The following is a 17,891-nucleotide window of genomic DNA, read 5'->3' on the forward strand; positions in this document are numbered from 1 at the left end:
GACATATGAAAAGGTGTACCCGATGTAATAAGAAAAGACATTTCATCGAACGGCTATTTTCTCAGGATAAAGAACTTTGTGATGATTGCTTATATGACATTCAGATCGAAATACGAGAAAAAAGAGAAATCCCCGTCAAAAGGCATAACAATTAAATGACGCTCGTTCAGGAAAAACAATCTCAGATGATCGATGTCAGCATCATCATCCCTGTCTATAATGCGGCTGATACCCTCGCCGGATTAATCGCTAAGATCCTCAGTGAAACCCGTATCAATATTGAACTTATTATCGTCAATGACGGCTCCGTTGATGGAACCGGCAGCATTGTCCGGGATATCCGCGACAGCAGAATTATCCTTATTGAGCAGAACAATCAGGGGGTCTACGCGGCACGGAATACTGCATTAGATATTCATCGCGGCGAATGGGTAATATTTCTCGACGCTGACGACGATGTCGAAGACGGATTCATTTTTGAACGCTGGCAGGCCGCCGTAAAAACCCAGGCTGACGTGGCGATTTTCAATGCCTGGCGTACGGACTCAGGGTCATTCAGGGCACCGGTACATACCCGACAACCTTACGGACAAACCTCATCCGGCCATGACTGGATACGCCACTGCGTGACGCACCGCGAATGGCCGCATTACCTGTGGCTGCAGATCATCAGATCGTCCTATATCCGGCAGCACTCCTTATCCTTTCAGGCTGGCAAAAGCCACAAAGATATTCCTTGGACGATTCACCTTGCAGCGGCCAATGGTCGTTTCTGTTTATCCGACAGCAAAGATTACACTTATAAGGTGAATGCGGATTCCATTACGCATCGCAGCGATTATTTTGACGTCCGGGCACAAAGCTATATAGAAGTGATTGCGGAAATCATCCGGCTGGCCCGGCTGGAGGAAAACAAAGACATCAGCCTGTTTTTGTTTCGGCATGCTTTGGTCGAAGCGCGGCATTTTTTGGGACTTTACCGGAAAAGGGTTCAGAATACCTCTGGCATGAAAGCTAATTTCATATCTCAGATATCGCTGCACTGTTTATTCAAAGGAATAAGTAACATTAGTGATGCATTGTTCTTTATCAAGTTGATGAGAAAAATCTGGCTTTAGTGAAGGCGCGATCATTCAATTAATTAGCAAGCATCTAATCACTCAGACTTTTCGCCAAAGAAAAATCCGAGTGATTTGCGAGAATAGTCCTAATAAATCTCCACACCCTCCCTCATTAATAATTTCGTTACATTTTTCCGTGACCTAGTTTGCTTTAGTGCATCACTGACTTATGCTACTTTCTCATTTCGGGAACGGAAGATTTAAGACAATGGTGTGCTGTAAGTATTCTGTTAATGCAGAAAACTTAAACTCATTGATATATTCACACCATCAATGCTTTATTATTGGATTATGACCATCAATTATCATCGCCTTCCACTGCTGTACTATGGATTGATAAGCAGGAAGAGCTTTAGGTAGTCATTGCTGTTTACATAACGTGATTGCCCGTTATTTGGTTTCAGTTTTGGCATTCACGCCCATGAGCGTTAAAAGGACTTAAACGATGAGCATTCAGGATTACATTCTTGCAGGCAGTAAATTACCGATCCACAACCATTACCAATTAAGACTTAAACGGCTTGAATCTCAGCGGCCAGGCGTTGATATTTCTGTGCTCAAGTTCAGCGGCAGCGAGGCCATCAGCGATATTCTGCGCTATGAGATTGAGTTTACCAGCGCGGTGAAAGACATTCCCGCCCAGCACATCATCAACTATACCGCCCTGTTTCTGATGTACCCCGACGGCAAACCGTGGGAATCGGTTAAGCCACGCATTATCCCCGGTGTCATCACGCAGTTCCGTCAGTGCAGCACTTCTGCCGATGAGACCCGTTACGTCGCCACGCTGGAACACCGCGTCACAAGATTAAATCAGGGCAGCAATAACGCGATTTACCAGAATGACAGCGTCATCAGCATGACCGAGAACACCTTCCTGCGTTACAACATGGACCGGCTGGATTTTAGGTTTGCGCTCAATGATCAGTATCCGCTGAAAAAATTCATGATGCAGTTCGGCGAAAGCGAGTACGCGCACGTTGCACGACGTCTTGCCGACAGCGGTATCTCGTATTTCTTTGAATATGATGAAGAAAACAACTGCGACGTTATGGTGCTGGCCGACCATTCTTACGCCTGGCCGGAACCGGTCGCCATCCCGTTCCGTAACCCGGCGGGCATGTTCGACGGCGGCCTGGAATCAGTCTGGGAGATGTCGGTCAGCCGCAAGGCCATTCCGAAGTCAGTCACGGTTAACGACGACTATTATCCCGCTGCGCAAAGCGATATGACCGGCACAGCGGAGACTAATCCGGATTATCCGGCGCTGGTTGCCGAAGATTACCGATGGGGTGAGTATTATCCTGAGCCGGGCAAGGAATTCAGCAGCGAGCCCGGACAGGGCATGTGGTACGCCAAACGCCGTCAGGAACGTTACATCAGTGAGCAGATCGTTTTTGAGGGTAAGTCCAACTGCATGACGCTGCGTCCGGGGATGGTCATCACCACGCCCGGCAAAGACTGGCCGGAAGCGCCGGACGGTCTGCTGATAGTTTCCACCAACTCTACGAACGTCGCCCGCGATACGGCGTACTTCGTCACCTTCACCGCGGTTCCGCGTAATACTCAGCATCCGTACCGCCCTGCGTTGCTGCCGTGGCCGACCGTCACCGGCACGCTGCCTGCCCGCATCTCCAGCGCACATCCGGACGAACCTTACGCCCACATCAACGCCGACGGTTTATACCGCGCCCAGTTTGGTTTCGACCGTACCGAATGGCAGAAAGGCTTTGAGAGCTGCTGGCTACGTCTGGCTAAACCGTATTCCGGTGATACCTACGGCTTCCACATGCCGCTACTGGATTCCACCGGCGTGGCGATTGCGTTCGAGAACGGTGACGTTGACCGGCCTTATATTGCCTATGCACTGCATGATTCAACGCACCCGGATCATGTGGCGTTACCGAATTACAAGCGGAACGTCATCCGCACTCCTTCTGGAAATAAGATTCGACTTGAGGACCAGCGGGGCAAAGAACATATAAAAATCAGCACGGTACATTCAGGTAAGAGCCAGCTCAGTCTGGGACACCTGGTGGACAGTGCCAGAAAACAACGAGGTGAAGGCGCAGAATTGCGAACTGATGCCTATGTTGCCGTTCGCGGCGGTAAAGGCGTGCTGCTTTCTACCGAGCCGAAGAATAGTGCTCAGGGACAGCAACTGGATATGGATGCCGCCATTGCCCAGCTTGAAAAAGCCCTGGCTCTGGCCAAAACCCTGAAGAGTACCGCCGATATCGCTCAGGCGTCTCCGGCAGAAACCACCGATCAGGAGCTGCTCAAGACAGACCTCACCAAACTCGCTCAGCCAGGTGTCGTCGTCTATGGCGATGCCGGTATTGCGCACACCACGCCGAAAACGATCCAACAAACTGCAGGTAAGAATCTGGTGGCCACCGCCGGCCAGGATGTCAGTTTCAGCGTATTCCGTCGTTTCTCAGTTGCCGCCGGTGAACTGTTCTCCGTATTTGCGAACAAGTTAGGCATCAAGCTCATCGCTGCTGCAGGAAAGGTGCAGCTACAGGCGCAAAAAGACCAGATGGAGCTGACCTCCTTCGAGGACATGCAGATCACCAGTACCAACGGCCGCATCGTGCTGAACGCGAAGAAAGAGCTGTTACTGATGTGTGGAGGGGCTGGGATCCGTATCAAAGACGGGGTGATCGAAGAGCTTGCTCCTACCCGTATTCTACAAAAATCACCTGAGTTGATTTACCAGGATGGAGACAGCGTCAGCCAAGCAATGCCATCGTTCAAACAGGGCGACTTTGGGTTGAAGTACAAACTTCATAGTAAAGGCAACCCTGACTGGGTTTTAGCCGAGCAAAAATTCAGGATTCGGAAATCTGATGGCTCCGTAGTAGAAGGGGTTACCGACAGTAACGGTGAATCCCCCTTATTGAAAATGAATGAACTGGAAAAACTAGTCATTGAACTGATCAAGGATGAGTAAATGAGCAACGATAATAATGATGCTATACGTTCGTGCGGGATTATTTCAGAAGATGACACCGGCAGGCCTAGTGATTCAGGCGCTATGTTGATTCAGACTTGCGAGGTACATCCTGCATTGCCATGTATTGTGATATTGGTCCACGGCGTTAATGATGTTGGAGAAGCCTACCAAAACCAGGACATTGGTCTTTGCATAGGGCTAAATAATCGTCTCAATCGCACAGATTTACATCCACATAGCTGGATAGAAAAACAATTTCAGATAGCAGATATTGAAGGAAATATCACAACTAAAACCTGTGATGTGAAGCACCAAACCTGTATTGATGGCCTGAACCGTTCACCCGTGATCCCTTTCTATTGGGGGTATAAACCCGTAGATAAAGCGAGCTGGGAGGCTGATCAGAAAGCTTACCAACAGGATTTAAAGAGCCTGCATAATGAGGCCAATATTCCCTATAACGCCTACAGGGAAGAAGATCCCAAGCGTATCGCTCAGTTTAATGACCAAAACATTGATAATTTTGGAAACTGGCTAGACCGCACCGCTGCGAAAGGTGGTGGGACTTTTGCCAATGCGACAACTAATATTCCCGATATGTTTGGCCCGGGTGCCAGCGGCGCAGCACTGAAGTTAATCGGAGAGTTGTCCCGTTCAGAACTTAACGACGGTGACTGGAGTCACCCAATTTACGATAACCCTCATCGTATTTACCAGGCCTACGCGGCACGACGTCTAGCGAATTTGATATTGGAAATTCGAAATAACGATGCGACTAAAAATGATGCTATTAATATCGTTGCACATAGCCAGGGTACCATTATTACTATGCTGGCAAATATGTGGGTTAAAGAAGCAGGAAAACCTCCGGCTGATTGTGTCATTCTAAACCACTCCCCCTATTCGCTGGAGAATCGCTGGCTCGAAAATACTTCCCCAGGGAACCAGCAAACAGATAACGCCAGACAGAAAACCTTAGCTCACTTTTGCCAACTTATGGGCACTAATCCTTTGTACAATGGAGGAAAACCCCACGATGGCGCCTATCAGAAAGAACTCACAAAAAAAATGTGTTTGCCCCCGGTTTCACAATGGGGAAATCCTTTGTTCTCACGGAACAACTTCGGTCTGGTATACAACTATTTTTGCCCCAATGACGGTGTAGTTTCCATGTTCCCTATACAGGGCTTCGGCTGGAGTGGTGTGCGGGATGCCATTCGCAATTCGTTGGGCGATAATTTCCGTCAACGGGCATTCTGTAAAGGCTTCAAAATTGGTGACCGCACAGACCTGCACTTTTTATTCCCCAAGGGGGATAAAGACGCTCCAGAAGTAGGGAAAACTAACGCCAGTTATCACTTCTATGACGTGACTATCAACGCACCTTTGTTACCTGAACCTTTCGAGTTTTCTCTAATGGGGCAGGATAATCCAGAACGTCACCAAACTAACCCAGATGTTCCTGCTGAAAGGTATCGTGCCGTTTTGGATGGCAACGATCCAGACCTTGCCGGATCGGCTATGGCAGCTCAGGAGTTTCTTGCAATGCCAATCCCGCAGCCTAAAACACCGGCATTTTACAGCCTGCATCCTGGAGATGCGCTTAACCAAGAACAATTGGATGAAATAAGCAAAATCTATAACATCCGGGCAATGTCAGGTGAAAAAATTGACTGGCAAGGTCAGTCGCAAGAAATGATGGCAACCTCCGGTCAGGATCTGCTGATTAAACGCCAGATGACGAAGGGAGAAGTACAGGAAAGGCTTAAGAGCAGCAAAAACGTTATTACTTATAGTCAACATTCTTCGATTGTAGCGAACAAAGACGTACCCAGCAAAGCGATGGCTTTCGATTTAGCGATCGGTCGCTGTAATGCCTTTGAGATAAAGAAAGGTGAGTTTTGGCGAGATTTATTGCTGCTGGCAGATTGGCGACAGGAGCGAAATCCTGACTCTAAAGTTAAAGATTATTATCAGAATGGGAAGTTACCAATTGATTTTAAAGGGTTCATGAATAAGCCAGAGCGAGAAAAAGGAATGCCAACTGGAGACTCTGGTGTAGTGAACGAATTTGGTGGGCTTAAAGAAAAAGTTGTTCCACGTAGCCGTGCAGAAATTGAAATGGGCATCGTTCCTAAACCGATCCCCAAAAGCGATCCCGTACTGCAGTGGGATATGCCTGAGCCAAAAATTTAAGGAGAAAGGGATGTCTGTTTCCAAATTGATGCTGCTGTACGGAACAATAATTTTATCGGGTTGTGATCAAAGTTCAACATCAAATAATACGCCACCTACACAAGTTGTGTATCGTTTTGACGATCATAGATACCTAGAACTTACCGGTTTTGGTTGCATTGGAGCCTTGTGGTACACCGATGTGAAAATGAAAATTCATACCGAGGTTACCTCTCAATTTTATCAGCTATTTACCTCAACCTACATCCATCCTTCGGAGAGATATATCGCCATCGGTTACTACGATAACTCTGGCTTTTTAATTTCAAAAGATTATGGCCGAACTTGGGAGCGAGCAAGTTATTCACCTGGAGGCGGAGCCATTCCGGGGGGAAGTTCAAACCCTAGCTCCGGTGAAATTGAGTCATTCACGGTCATCAATGACCAAGCTTTTATTTTGACTAAAAAGGGGGAACTCTATCTCAGTTCAAAACCTTTTGGCGAACGTTGGGGTAAAGACTATGCATCTCTCAGAGCGATTGAAGACCAGCGGTATGGCTACAAAATGACATTCTCGGAAGCAAAAAATTTTCAGGATCTACCGCATCAAGTACCTGAAGTCAAAAACTATATCGGTTGGGATCATATGCGCTGTGACCCGAACTTAGGGTCATCCTCTATTGAGGATAAGAAGTAATAATGGCAACTACAAAAAATTCAACCATAAGTTTGAATAACATCAAAACGTGGGATAATTGGGCATACATTATTTCTCTTTATCCATGGTTCTCGATATTGCTTTCTTACATCTTAATTAGTCTGCCTGGCTACAGATGGACGATGCCAATTTGTGCGCTCGTTTTTTATTTCGGATTTTTTGTAGTTTCCGGTGTTAATTTTGTCATGTCGATTATTTATATGCTCCTTCCTAACTCGACGCGCTTGCAACGAACGTTCCATTTTTGTGGAATTAATTCGATTTCCATTTTCTGGCTATATTTTATATTTCATTAAGGGAACCAATGAAAGGAGTCATCCGCTTAGGTGATCCACATAATCACGGGGGCGCCGTCATTACAGCATCCGGTGCAATTTTTGCGGGCAAACCTGTCATGCTGGCAGGCGATAAAGTCAGCTGTTCCCAGCACGGTACAGTGCCTGTTAATCAGGGGCACCCGACCTGGAAAATGAGGGGGCAGGCTGTCATTGTCGATGGCTGCACAGCGCAATGTGGTTGCGTGTTAAGGACAACACTTCCCAATGCCGGAGCTCAAGGATGAACTGGCTTTTACCCTCAATGCCTCGCAAAGAATTACCAAAGCCGCCTATGTGGTGGTGTTGGCCACTACTGCTGCTCATTTTAATTTCTATTGCCGCGCTTATTTTATTTTTCACCTGGCCAGTACAGCGTGGCTTTGCCAACAGTCGTTTCTGGTTATATCTCCTGATAATTCCTTTCTTACTGGCATTCGCAATTGGTGCTTTCGTATTGAGTGCGTGCCTGCAGGCTCGCAGGGCAGTGATATTCCGTAATCAGTTTATCGATAGCAAACAGGCTCAGTGGCAGAACTGGGCTCGACGAGCATTAAAGTTAACCAGCTGGAGTTTGTTGACGCCAGAGCCTGATCTGGCTGTACGGATTTTAGGGTTTGAAGGTGTGATGCCACAGGCGCCGTCTAAACCTGCCTCGTTAGTTGAAAATCAAAATGACAATCTTAGCGCGTCGCCATTAGCTGATATCATCACTCAAACATTGGCGCCTCTGTCGGAGCAATTGAGCAAGCTTCAGGGGGTACAGGTCTGGTTCTTCACCGGCGAGGTTGAAAATACCTCCTGCATCGCGGTCATACAGGCCTGGAAGGCTGCGCTGAACAAACAACTCCCCTTGGATCAAATTCACTACCTCGAGCAATATCCGGATGGCCAGTTGTTGACAGATTGGATCAATAACCCCCTGTTAAAACCGCATTTACTCATATGCTGTCAGTTTTTAAAGGCAGAGTCTCAGGTAAGCGAATTTAGCGCTGCCCTGCTCTTTCAACCCCATTCCGACGCGCATCTGAACAGCATAAAACTTAAGCCAGTGTACGTATTCCGCCCACAACGAAATCCCTTGATTGAGTTTGAACATAACGCAGCTCATTTTTTGGGGGCAGACCAAACAGAGGGAACCCGATTGCGTCATTTGTGGGATAACGGATTAGAACGTCGGGAACATAGCAAACTGATCTCGATACTCGATGAAAGCGCTATCGCGATATCTCCAAATAATGTGCATGTTTTACCTCAGTTACTGGGGCCTTCGGCTTCCTCTAGTTTTTGGTTAACGTTATGCCTGGCAGCCGAAAGCTGCGATTTAGGCCAGCGCGGCCAGCTGGTCGCCGCACAGTCTGAGGAGTCCATCAGCCTGGTTCAGCTCAGCACCCAGCCTGCTGCGCCCGTGGACATGCCTGCCGATACGATTTCACGCTATCCGCTGGCCTATCTGGCGGGAATTGTGGCCGTGATGCTGGCCTTGATATTACTCCCCGCCGACCGTGAGACGCAGATGGGCATGCTGCCCTGGCTGGGCGGCGGACTGGTGGTGGTCGCCGCCTTACTGAGTTTCTCTGTCCCTCTGGCACTGCGCTTATGGCGTAAGCGGCTCGATGTGGAATGGCACCTGCTGGAACAACAACGTCATGACTAAAAGCCTTCACCTGATGCTGGTGGTGATGCTCGCCCTGGCCCTGAGCCTTCTGTGGCTGAACGCGGACGGAGAAACCCTCACCCACGGCGTGGCCTGGTGGGCAACCGGCGTCATCCTGCTGAGCTATTTTCTGCTGGCCCGCTACGCCTTCGCCCTGGAATTGCTCGATTTTAACCGCCCGCCCGAGGCACAGGACGACGCGCGCATCACGGCGTTTGACACCCTGCGTTTCACCCTGCGTCACCGCTATGGCTGGCACTGGAAGCACAAACAGCCGTGGCTTTTGGTCACCGGTGAGGCGGCGGTGGTGGAAAAAGTCGCCCCCGGCCTGACGCAGGCGCGCTGGCAGGAAAGCCAGAATGCCGTCCTTATCTGGTGTGGCGAGGCTGACGCGCTGGATTTAGCCGCCGTCACGCAGCTGCGCGACATGCGCGGGCGCCGCGCCTTTAACGCCGTGCTGTGGGTCACTGATGTGACGGCTGCGCCGCAATACCTGTGGACTACGCAGCCGGTGCCTAATCAGACCCTGCCGGCGGGCAACAGCGACGCAGTCTATCGTCAGTTTATCGCGCTCGGGCGCACCCTCAGCTGGCGTCCGCCGGTGTTTGGTGTGTGCCTGAGTGAGCCGCAGTGGGAACAGGACGACCGCCCGGTACAGACTATCGGCTGTCACTGGCCGGCGGGCACGCCGGTCTCCCTTGATGACCAGCTCAGTCAGCTGGCCGCCACGCTCATTCCACAGGGCATTGCGCAGCTGAACGAGAACAAACACTGGGCCTGGCTGCTGCAGCTGTCAGGGGATCTGAAACACCACACCGGCGCGTTGCTCAGGCAGCGTTTTCAGCCGTGGCTCGGTGAGCATCAGCGCGTGCTGGCCGGCGGCATCTTCTTTATGCCTGCGGCCCCTGAACCGGCTTCTGTTCAGCAACGCTCCCACGCCTGCTATTTGTCCCCCGCCTGGAACGGCGTGATCGCACAAAGCCGGACGCAGCAGGGTCGCCGTGACCATTTGTCCAACGGTGACAAGCTGGCCATCGGCACGCTGACGCTGGCGGGGCTGTGGGTGCTCGGCATGGGAATATCTGCCTACACTAACCGCACGCTTATCGCCGACAGCCAGGCGCTGCTGCAGGCGACCCGCACGCCGGCCCCGATGTCCGACACGCTGACCCGCAGCGTCGCCCTGCAGGACAACATTGACCGCCTGCTGTGGTGGCAACAAAACGGTTCGCCGTGGCTGCACCGCTTCGGCCTCGATCAGCGCGATGCGGTGATCAACGCACTGTGGCCCGCCTATACCCGTCAAAGTCAGGCTCTGCTGATAACGCCGGTGGTGGACGCGCTGAAAGACCGGCTGCAGGCGTTTGTGTCCCTGCCGCCGGGCTCTGCCGAACGACGTCTGGCCGGGAAACTGGCCTATCAGCAGCTGAAAGCTTACCTGATGCTGATGCATCCTGAGCACGCCGATCCGGCCTTTATGCAGCCGGTGCTGTCTCCCCTGTGGACGGTGCCGGACGGCGTGGCTCCCGGAGAATGGCTGGCCCGTTCAGACAAACTGCTCGGCTTTTATCTGCAGCAACTGCCGCGCCATCTGCAGTGGAAGCTGCCCACCGATGACCAGTTGGTTGCCAACGTGCGTACCATCCTGCGCAGCCAGAAAGGTATCAGTAACAGCGAAAACGCGCTGTATCAGCAGGTGTTACTGAGCGTGTCGCCGCACTATGCCGACGTCACGCTCGACAGCCTGCTCGGGGAAACCGCCGGCGGTCAGCTGTTCTCCACCGATGACAACCTGCCGGGCATGTTCACCCGTGAAGCCTGGGAGGGGGAAGTCAGCGACGCGATTGATAAAGCGGCGGCGGCACGCCACGTCACCTCCGACTGGGTGCTGGATGATAAAGGCGAACAACAGCTGCTGACCAAAGACCAGCTGCAGTACCGCCTGACCGAACGCTACTTTGCCGATTACACCAGCGCCTGGCTCAATTTCCTCAACAGCATCCGCTGGAACACCAGCGACTCGCTGAGCACCTCCCTCGATCAGCTGACCCAGCTGGCCGATGCCCGTCAGTCGCCGCTGCTGACCCTGAGCCGCACCCTGCGTTATCAGGGCGCGGCCGGTCAGCACCGCGAAGCGATGGGGGACTCCCTGCTGAAATCGGCACAAAAGCTGGTGTCGAAAACCACGCCGGGCGCCGGATTCGTCGGCGGGCGCAATGACCCGACCCGCGTGCTGAGCGAGACCTTCGCCCCGCTGCTGGCCGTGTTACCGCCGGAAACCCCGGCTGCAGGTGAAACGCCTGCGGCACAGAATACCGCCAGCGTCTCCGTCAGCAACTACCTGCTGCAGGTGTCACAAACGCGATTACAGCTGATGCAGGTGGCCAATGCTTCCGACCCGCAGGCGATGGCACAAAGCCTGGTCAAATCCGCCTTCAGCAACAGCGACACCACGCTGTCGCAGGGCCGTCACTACGCACAACTTCTGGCGGCCAGCCTTGGCGGAGAGTGGAGCAGCTTTGCCGACGCCGCGTTTGTCCAGCCGCTGGAACAGGCGTGGAACGGCGTGATGGCTCCGGCGCAGCAGGGGATCAACAACGCCTGGCAGGTACAGGTGCAGAACCCGTGGCAGTCTGAATTTACCGGACGCTACCCGTTCAATAACACCAAAAACGACGCAGATTTCACCCAGCTGGCTCACTATCTGACGCCGGATACCGGCCTGATTGACCAGTTTATTACCCAGCAGCTTGCCGGCGTGCTGGAAAAACAGGGTGACAGCTGGGTACCGAATCCGCTCAACACTCAGGGAATGAGCATCAACCCGGACTTCCTCAGCGCGGTTAACCAGCTGAGCCAGCTCGGCCGCCGCGTCTTCCCGCAGGGGAAACCCGGCGTGACCTTTGAGCTGCAGATCCGCCCGACCCCTAACGTGGTGGAAACTGACCTGCAGATAGACGACGCCACCCTGAAGTACTTTAACCAGATGCCGGGCTGGCAGACGTTCCGCTGGCCAGACGCCGCCAGCGATCATCCACAGGTGTCCCTGACGTACTCACCGGTCGCGGCATCAGGGAAAAGCGCCGACGCCTTCCAGAGCTATTTTCAGGCGGACGGCGGCTGGGCCTGGCTGCGTTTACTCGATAAGGCGCAGGTTGAACAGCTCGACAGCAGCCGCTATCGCCTGAGCTGGCAAACCGCCACCAGAGAGACGCTGAACGTGGTGTTACGCACCCAAAGCGGCGGTGGCCCGCTGGAACTGCTGACCCTGCGACGCTTTAAGTTGCCAGCCCAAATATTTACCTCTCCGGGCCTGGCCACGGACAATGCGGAGGACACAACGCGCCATGACGCCCAATAATTTGCAGCGACTAAGACGCGGCACCGCGCTGTTATTACTGCCCTTACTGATAAGCAGCTGCGGCCTGACGCAGCGCGTGGGCAACGGCGCCTCTTCGGTCGCAGAGGCCGTGTTCTACCGTAAAATAGACACCTTGCATCTGAAGCTGACCTCCCGCGCCGCGCTCAACAGCAACGAAGGCGGCGAGGCGCTGCCGACGGTGGTGCGCGTTTATCAGCTCAAAGACCGTAAAACCTTTGATACGGCCAGCTACGCCGCCCTGCTCAGGCAGGACAACACCGTGCTGGCCGCTGACCTGCTCGACCGGCAGGTTGTCCAGGTGATGCCGGACGCAGAGGCGACGGTGGCCGTGCCGCTGCATGCCGACGCAAAGTTTGTCGCCGTGGTGGCCCTCTTTATGGCACCGGATGCCACAAACAACACCTGGCGGCTGGTTCTCGAACGTGATGACCTCGATGACAGTAAAGACCGGATCGTTGAGCTCAATGACAACCGGCTGCAGCTTAGGAAAAATCAGTAATGGAAGACGATTTCTTAAAATATTTTGACGGCGAAATGCGCTATCTGAAGGAAGCCGGGCTGGAGTTTGCCAAAGAGTTCCCGGAGCTGGGACGCGCACTGGGATTAGATGGCAGTCCGGTACCGCGCGATGACTCCGTCGAACGGCTGTTTCAGGGCTTTTCGCTGATGATGGCGAAACTGCGGCAGAAGATTGACGATGATATTCCCGAGCTGACCGAGCCGTTGCTCTCGCACCTGCTGCCGGTGATTAACCGCACGTTGCCTTCCACCGCCATTGTCGAACTGACCCCGGCGGCGCCGGAGCTGCACGTGCGCGAAGAGGTGTTACCTGCTGAGAGCGATCTGTTAACCCGGCCGTCGGATAACGCCCGTCAGCGTTGTATCTACCGCACGACCCGCGACCTGAAGGTGCATCCGTTTGCCCTCGATAGCGTCTCCTTATTCACCCTGCAGGAAGGCCAGCAGGCGCTGAAACTGCGCTTCACCCTGCCCGCCCTCACTGAAATCCGCCGCGCCGACTGGCAAAACATCAGCCTGTACCTCAACGGCGACCGCGTGCTGCAGTCGGCGCTGTATCTGGCCCTCAGCCGTCAGGTAAAGCGGGTCAACGTGCGGTTCTGGCAGGAATCGACCGAGCTGACGCCGGTGGACGTGCAATTTTTGCCGCGCTGGCAGGCAGAAAATGACGCTTCAATCTGGCCGGAGAGCGACAGCCCGGCCCTGTGCGGCGAGGTGCGCCCGTGGCTGGAGTATTTCACTTCCCCCGAACGCTATTTCTTTATGCAGCTGCGCGGGCTGGAGGCCCTGACCTTCCCGTCTGACACCACCTCCTTTGATATCGAGCTGACGCTCAGCGAACGCTGGCCATATGATTTAGCCGTACCGCCGGATGCCATCCGCATGCACTGCGTGCCGGTGATTAACCTGTTCCGCCTGCTGGCCCAGCCGCTGTCCGTGACCGCCGCGGTCAGCGATTACCGCCTGCGACCGCACCGGCTCAGCGACGGACACACTGAAATCTATGCCGTTAATGACGTCGCGGAAGTGACCGAGGACAACACAGAGTTCAGCTACGTGCCCTACAGCCAGTTTCGCCAGAAAGGCGGCATGCTCCAGTATAAGAAAAACTGGCCCGACCGTTATTACCACACCCGCATGTACCGCGGGACCTCCGGGCTGAACGAGACCATTTTAATGCTCGGCGGCCGCACTCACGAGGAGCAGAATGGCCTGAAAATGCGCCTGAACATGACCTGCACCAACGGCGCGTATCCGCGCATGGCGTTACAGGAGAGCGTATTCGACGGCGAGACCGCCCTGGGTAATCTTGAGCTGAAGTGTGCCACCCGCACGCGTCCCTCCATGCCGCATTACCCGCCGGCCGCTGAACTTTATCAGTGGCAGGTGCTGTCGCTGCTGCATCCACAGGCCATCGCCGGTCTGATGGAAATCGACACGCTACGTCACGCGCTCAGCCTGCTGGACTGGACGCATGACCCGGACAACGCGCGCCGCATTGCGGGTATTACGCATATTGAATACGCACCGTCGCACTACCCCGCTGAAGGCTGGCACGGTGTGGCCATCCGCGTGACGCTGGATGAACATCAGTTCTGTGGTCTGGGTGACGCCCTGCTGTTTTGCGAGATTCTGGAGCAGTTCTACACCCAGTACGCCGATATCCGCCGGTTTATACAGCTGACGGTGACGCTCAGCCAGTCCGGGACACAATGGACATGGCCGGAACGCCGCCTGACGCGGGTGCTGTTCTGATGATTCCAGATGATCTTGATGACCATGCTAAAAAGAAAGAGAACGTCCTGAAGGCATTCTGGCGGGACAAGGACGGTAACGACCGGGCGCACGCCTTTAACTTCTACCGGTTCTGTCAGCTGCTGGAAAAACAGCTGACCGGGAGTAAACCTCTCGGCAGCACCTTCTCGCCGAAAAACGACGCGGTCCGTTTTCGTCCGCATCCGGGGATGGGATTCCCGGTCAGCGAACTTAAAGCCGTCGAAACGAGCGAAGAACGCCCTGACGCGCCGCCGACGGTGCGTACCACCTTTATGGGACTGTACGGCGTGGACTCGCCGCTGCCGACCGGTTACATCGATGACATCACCCAGCGACGCGAAGGTCACGAGGCGCTGGAAGCCTTTTTAGATATCTTCAACCACCGGATGATGACGCAGTTTTACCGCATCTGGCGAAAGTACAATTATCCCGCCACCTTTGAGGATGGCGGTACCGACAAAACCTCGCGCAGCCTGATGGCTCTGACCGGTATCACCGACAGCGGTGACGTACCCGCCTCGCGTTTACTGGCTTTATTGCAGCCGCTGGTCAGAACTACCCGCACGGCGGAAGGTATCACCAGCGTGATCCGTACTCAGGCACCGAATACGCAGGTCACCGTGAAACCGCATAAGGTCACGCGGATGCCCGCAGGAAAACGGGCGAGATTCTCGTTTTCAGAGCAACAAAAGTTAGGCGATCATCTGGTTCTTGGCAGTCATACGGAGGACGCCAACTACTGCATCGGCGTAGAAATGTTTACCGAAGACGCGGCTGAGGCTAAAGGCTGGTTGCCAGGCGGTCAGTTACGGGAAGACGTGTTTACCCTGCTGCGCGTCTATCTGGGGTGTGATTACGATGCCAGCCTGACGCTGACGATTCCGATGAAGCTCGCACCGCTGCCACGCCTGGGTGACCCTATGCTGATGGCAGGCTATAACGTGGTGATGGGGTTGCGGGAAGATAATCTGGATGACATGCCGGCGGAAGTGAAGATGAAACTGGGGCGGATCCGGGATAAGAAATAAGAGTCGAGTTGAAATCCATTTAGATACGATGCGAAATACTAAGGGGGTTACAATGAAAAAAATAAAACCTCGGCGCAACAATTAACACTACCAACTGACAGGTCGGCGGCAATTTCAGCTTTGCCGAAGCAACTATACCGCACGCGAAATCGGCATAATAGCTGACGGAACTACTGGCAGTACTTTGTTGCTTAAGAGGCTGAAGACCACGGTGACTACGATATAAACGTATCCTTAAGACCTTTACGTTTGTTATCTGCGCACAAGCACGCGGGGGTTTCATCCAGAAAATGAGGCGCATCACCTTGGAGTGAACATACCGAAGAAGCGCTAATTGAGAATGGCGGCGGCACCGCCCGTTTGTTCTTCAAATTCTAAATGATCAGAATGTTATTCAGAGGTTACGACTTCTAGTGACTAATGCTAAGCTCCAAAGAATACGATATATGTCATTAATTTTGCCAATGGATGCATGCACTGGATAAATAGATAGCACTTCCCTATTAAAACCATAATAGTCATAACACTATGTTAATAGTGTTCTCAAAAAGTTTGTTTATTGTGATTTTAGTCAAGACCCGACTAAAAATTTCAACTGTTCTTCGGGCATTTCTCGCAATTGTCTAACAAATTGATACGATGGGAATAATCTCAAAGAGGAAAAAGACATATGGCTTACGAAGCTCAGATCAGTCGTAATAACCCTGCAGCATTTCTTTTCGTCGTCGATCAGTCTGGCTCGATGTCAGACAAAATGTCCTCCGGTCGAAGCAAGGCTGAGTTTGTCGCCGATGCGCTTAATCGAACTTTAATGAACCTAATCACTCGCTGTACAAAGTCGGAAGGGGTGCGTGACTATTTCGAAATTGGTGTTTTGGGTTATGGCGGTCAAGGGGTTTCTAATGGCTTCTCTGGTCCGCTGGGAGGACAAGTTCTCAATCCAATTTCTGCTCTCGAACAGAATCCAGCCAGAGTAGAAGATCGCAAACGGAAGATGGATGATGGAGCAGGCGGAATCATCGAGACAGCAATTAAGTTCCCAGTATGGTTCGATCCTATTGCTAGTGGCGGTACGCCTATGCGTGAAGCCCTAACCAGAGCCGCCGAAGAGTTGGTGACTTGGTGTGACTCCCATCCAGATTGCTATCCCCCGACTATCCTGCATGTCACTGACGGCGAATCAAACGACGGTGACCCGGAGGAGATTGCCAATCATCTACGACAAATTCGCACCAATGACGGTGAAGTTCTGATTCTTAATATCCATGTCAGTTCTCTCGGAAATGATCCAATCAGATTCCCCTCCTCAGACACTGGCTTACCGGATGCCTACGCTAAGCTGCTTTTCCGTATGTCCAGCCCTCTTCCGGAACATCTTGTGCGTTTCGCGCAGGAAAAAGGTCATACGGTCAGTATCGAATCTCGTGGATTCATGTTCAATGCTGAGGCTGCCGAACTCGTCGATTTCTTCGACATCGGAACCCGCGCTTCTCAGCTGCGTTGAGTCAGCAATGAAGCTGGAATTCTCAGGAACAGTTCCAAAAGATCCAGGAGACCCTGAGGCGAATGAAGATAAATTTGCCTTCTCCGAAGACGGGAGAAGGCTCGCTCTATGTGATGGCGCGAGCGAGTCCTTTAACTCAAAGTTATGGGCTGCACTTCTTTCTCGTAAATTTATTGCAGATCCGAAAGTAAATCCTGAATGGGTAGCATCTGCTTTTGCGGAATATTCTGCCACGCATGATTTCCCGTCTATGTCCTGGTCCAAGCAAGCGGCATTCGAAAGAGGCAGTTTTGCGACACTAATAGGTGTAGAGGAATTTGAAGAGCATCAGGCGGTAGAGATTCTTGCGGTGGGAGATAGCATCACGATGCTGGTTGATTGCGGGAAACTCATTCGCGCATGGCCTTTTGATCATCCAGAAAAATTTAAAGAGCGGCCAACACTGCTTGCTACGCTCCCCGCTCATAACGATTTCGTCGGCGGAAGCAGTTTCTGGACACTGCATGGGAAAATTTTTTACCTCGAAAAACTCACCCAACCCAAACTCCTCTGTATGACAGATGCGCTCGGCGAATGGGCACTGAAACAAGCGCTGGCAGAGGATTCTGGTTTTATCGAGTTACTTTCGCTGCAAACTGAGGAACAGCTTGCAGAGTTAGTCCTGAGGGAGCGCGCAGCAAAACGTATGCATATCGACGACTCAACGCTGCTTGTACTATCGTTTTAACGCGGAAAGCAAAG

The 17,891-nt window shown here is 52.7% G+C and carries 12 protein-coding genes; all 12 read left to right on the forward strand.

Annotated features, from left to right (window positions below; translation table 11 throughout):
- Positions 1 to 155: 155 nt before the first annotated feature.
- The 12 genes from EYY67_RS09790 (at position 156) to EYY67_RS09845 (ending at position 17,877) form a co-directional block, all read left to right on the forward strand.
- Complete coding sequence (locus tag EYY67_RS09790) at positions 156 to 1,118, forward strand: glycosyltransferase (RefSeq protein ID WP_242675596.1); 963 nt, start codon at positions 156 to 158, stop codon at positions 1,116 to 1,118.
- Between the two features lie 448 nt (positions 1,119 to 1,566).
- Positions 1,567 to 4,074 (forward strand): DUF2345 domain-containing protein, encoded by a 2,508-nt coding sequence (locus EYY67_RS09795; RefSeq protein ID WP_131693402.1) that lies wholly within the window; start codon positions 1,567 to 1,569, stop codon positions 4,072 to 4,074.
- On the forward strand, positions 4,075 to 6,273 hold the full coding sequence (locus EYY67_RS09800; RefSeq protein WP_131693403.1) for a T6SS effector phospholipase Tle3 domain-containing protein: 2,199 nt from the start codon (positions 4,075 to 4,077) through the stop codon (positions 6,271 to 6,273).
- Between the two features lie 10 nt (positions 6,274 to 6,283).
- A complete protein-coding gene (locus EYY67_RS09805) occupies positions 6,284 to 6,949 on the forward strand; it encodes a T6SS immunity protein Tli3 family protein (protein WP_131693404.1) in 666 nt (221 codons plus the stop codon).
- Between the two features lie 325 nt (positions 6,950 to 7,274).
- Complete coding sequence (locus EYY67_RS09810; RefSeq protein WP_131693405.1) at positions 7,275 to 7,532, forward strand: PAAR domain-containing protein; 258 nt, start codon at positions 7,275 to 7,277, stop codon at positions 7,530 to 7,532.
- Positions 7,529 to 8,941 carry a hypothetical protein gene (locus tag EYY67_RS09815; protein WP_131693406.1) on the forward strand — a complete coding sequence of 471 codons (1,413 nt, stop codon included), beginning with the start codon at positions 7,529 to 7,531 and terminating at the stop codon, positions 8,939 to 8,941. Before EYY67_RS09810 ends, EYY67_RS09815 begins: the two co-directional genes overlap by 4 nt.
- Positions 8,934 to 12,302: an ImcF-related family protein gene (locus EYY67_RS09820; protein ID WP_131693407.1), complete on the forward strand. Its 3,369-nt coding sequence runs from the start codon at positions 8,934 to 8,936 to the stop codon at positions 12,300 to 12,302. Before EYY67_RS09815 ends, EYY67_RS09820 begins: the two co-directional genes overlap by 8 nt.
- Positions 12,289 to 12,822: a type VI secretion system lipoprotein TssJ gene (gene tssJ / locus EYY67_RS09825; protein ID WP_131693408.1), complete on the forward strand. Its 534-nt coding sequence runs from the start codon at positions 12,289 to 12,291 to the stop codon at positions 12,820 to 12,822. Before EYY67_RS09820 ends, tssJ begins: the two co-directional genes overlap by 14 nt.
- Positions 12,822 to 14,597: a type VI secretion system baseplate subunit TssF gene (gene tssF / locus EYY67_RS09830; protein ID WP_131693409.1), complete on the forward strand. Its 1,776-nt coding sequence runs from the start codon at positions 12,822 to 12,824 to the stop codon at positions 14,595 to 14,597. The genes tssJ and tssF overlap by 1 nt, the downstream gene beginning before the upstream one ends.
- The gene (tssG, locus tag EYY67_RS09835; RefSeq protein WP_131693410.1) at positions 14,561 to 15,646 is read left to right on the forward strand and encodes a type VI secretion system baseplate subunit TssG; all 1,086 of its coding nucleotides are present in this window, start codon (positions 14,561 to 14,563) and stop codon (positions 15,644 to 15,646) included. Before tssF ends, tssG begins: the two co-directional genes overlap by 37 nt.
- A 670-nt stretch (positions 15,647 to 16,316) precedes the next feature.
- A complete protein-coding gene (locus EYY67_RS09840; RefSeq protein WP_131693411.1) occupies positions 16,317 to 17,150 on the forward strand; it encodes a TerY-P anti-phage system-associated VWA domain-containing protein in 834 nt (277 codons plus the stop codon).
- A 7-nt stretch (positions 17,151 to 17,157) separates the two neighbouring features.
- Positions 17,158 to 17,877, forward strand: a complete 720-nt coding sequence (locus EYY67_RS09845) for a TerY-P anti-phage system serine/threonine phosphatase (protein WP_131693412.1) — start codon at positions 17,158 to 17,160, stop codon at positions 17,875 to 17,877.
- Positions 17,878 to 17,891: the final 14 nt, after the last annotated feature.

The organism is Rahnella victoriana, assembly GCF_004330295.1.
In the GTDB taxonomy this organism is placed as follows: Bacteria; Pseudomonadota; Gammaproteobacteria; order Enterobacterales; family Enterobacteriaceae; genus Rahnella; species Rahnella victoriana.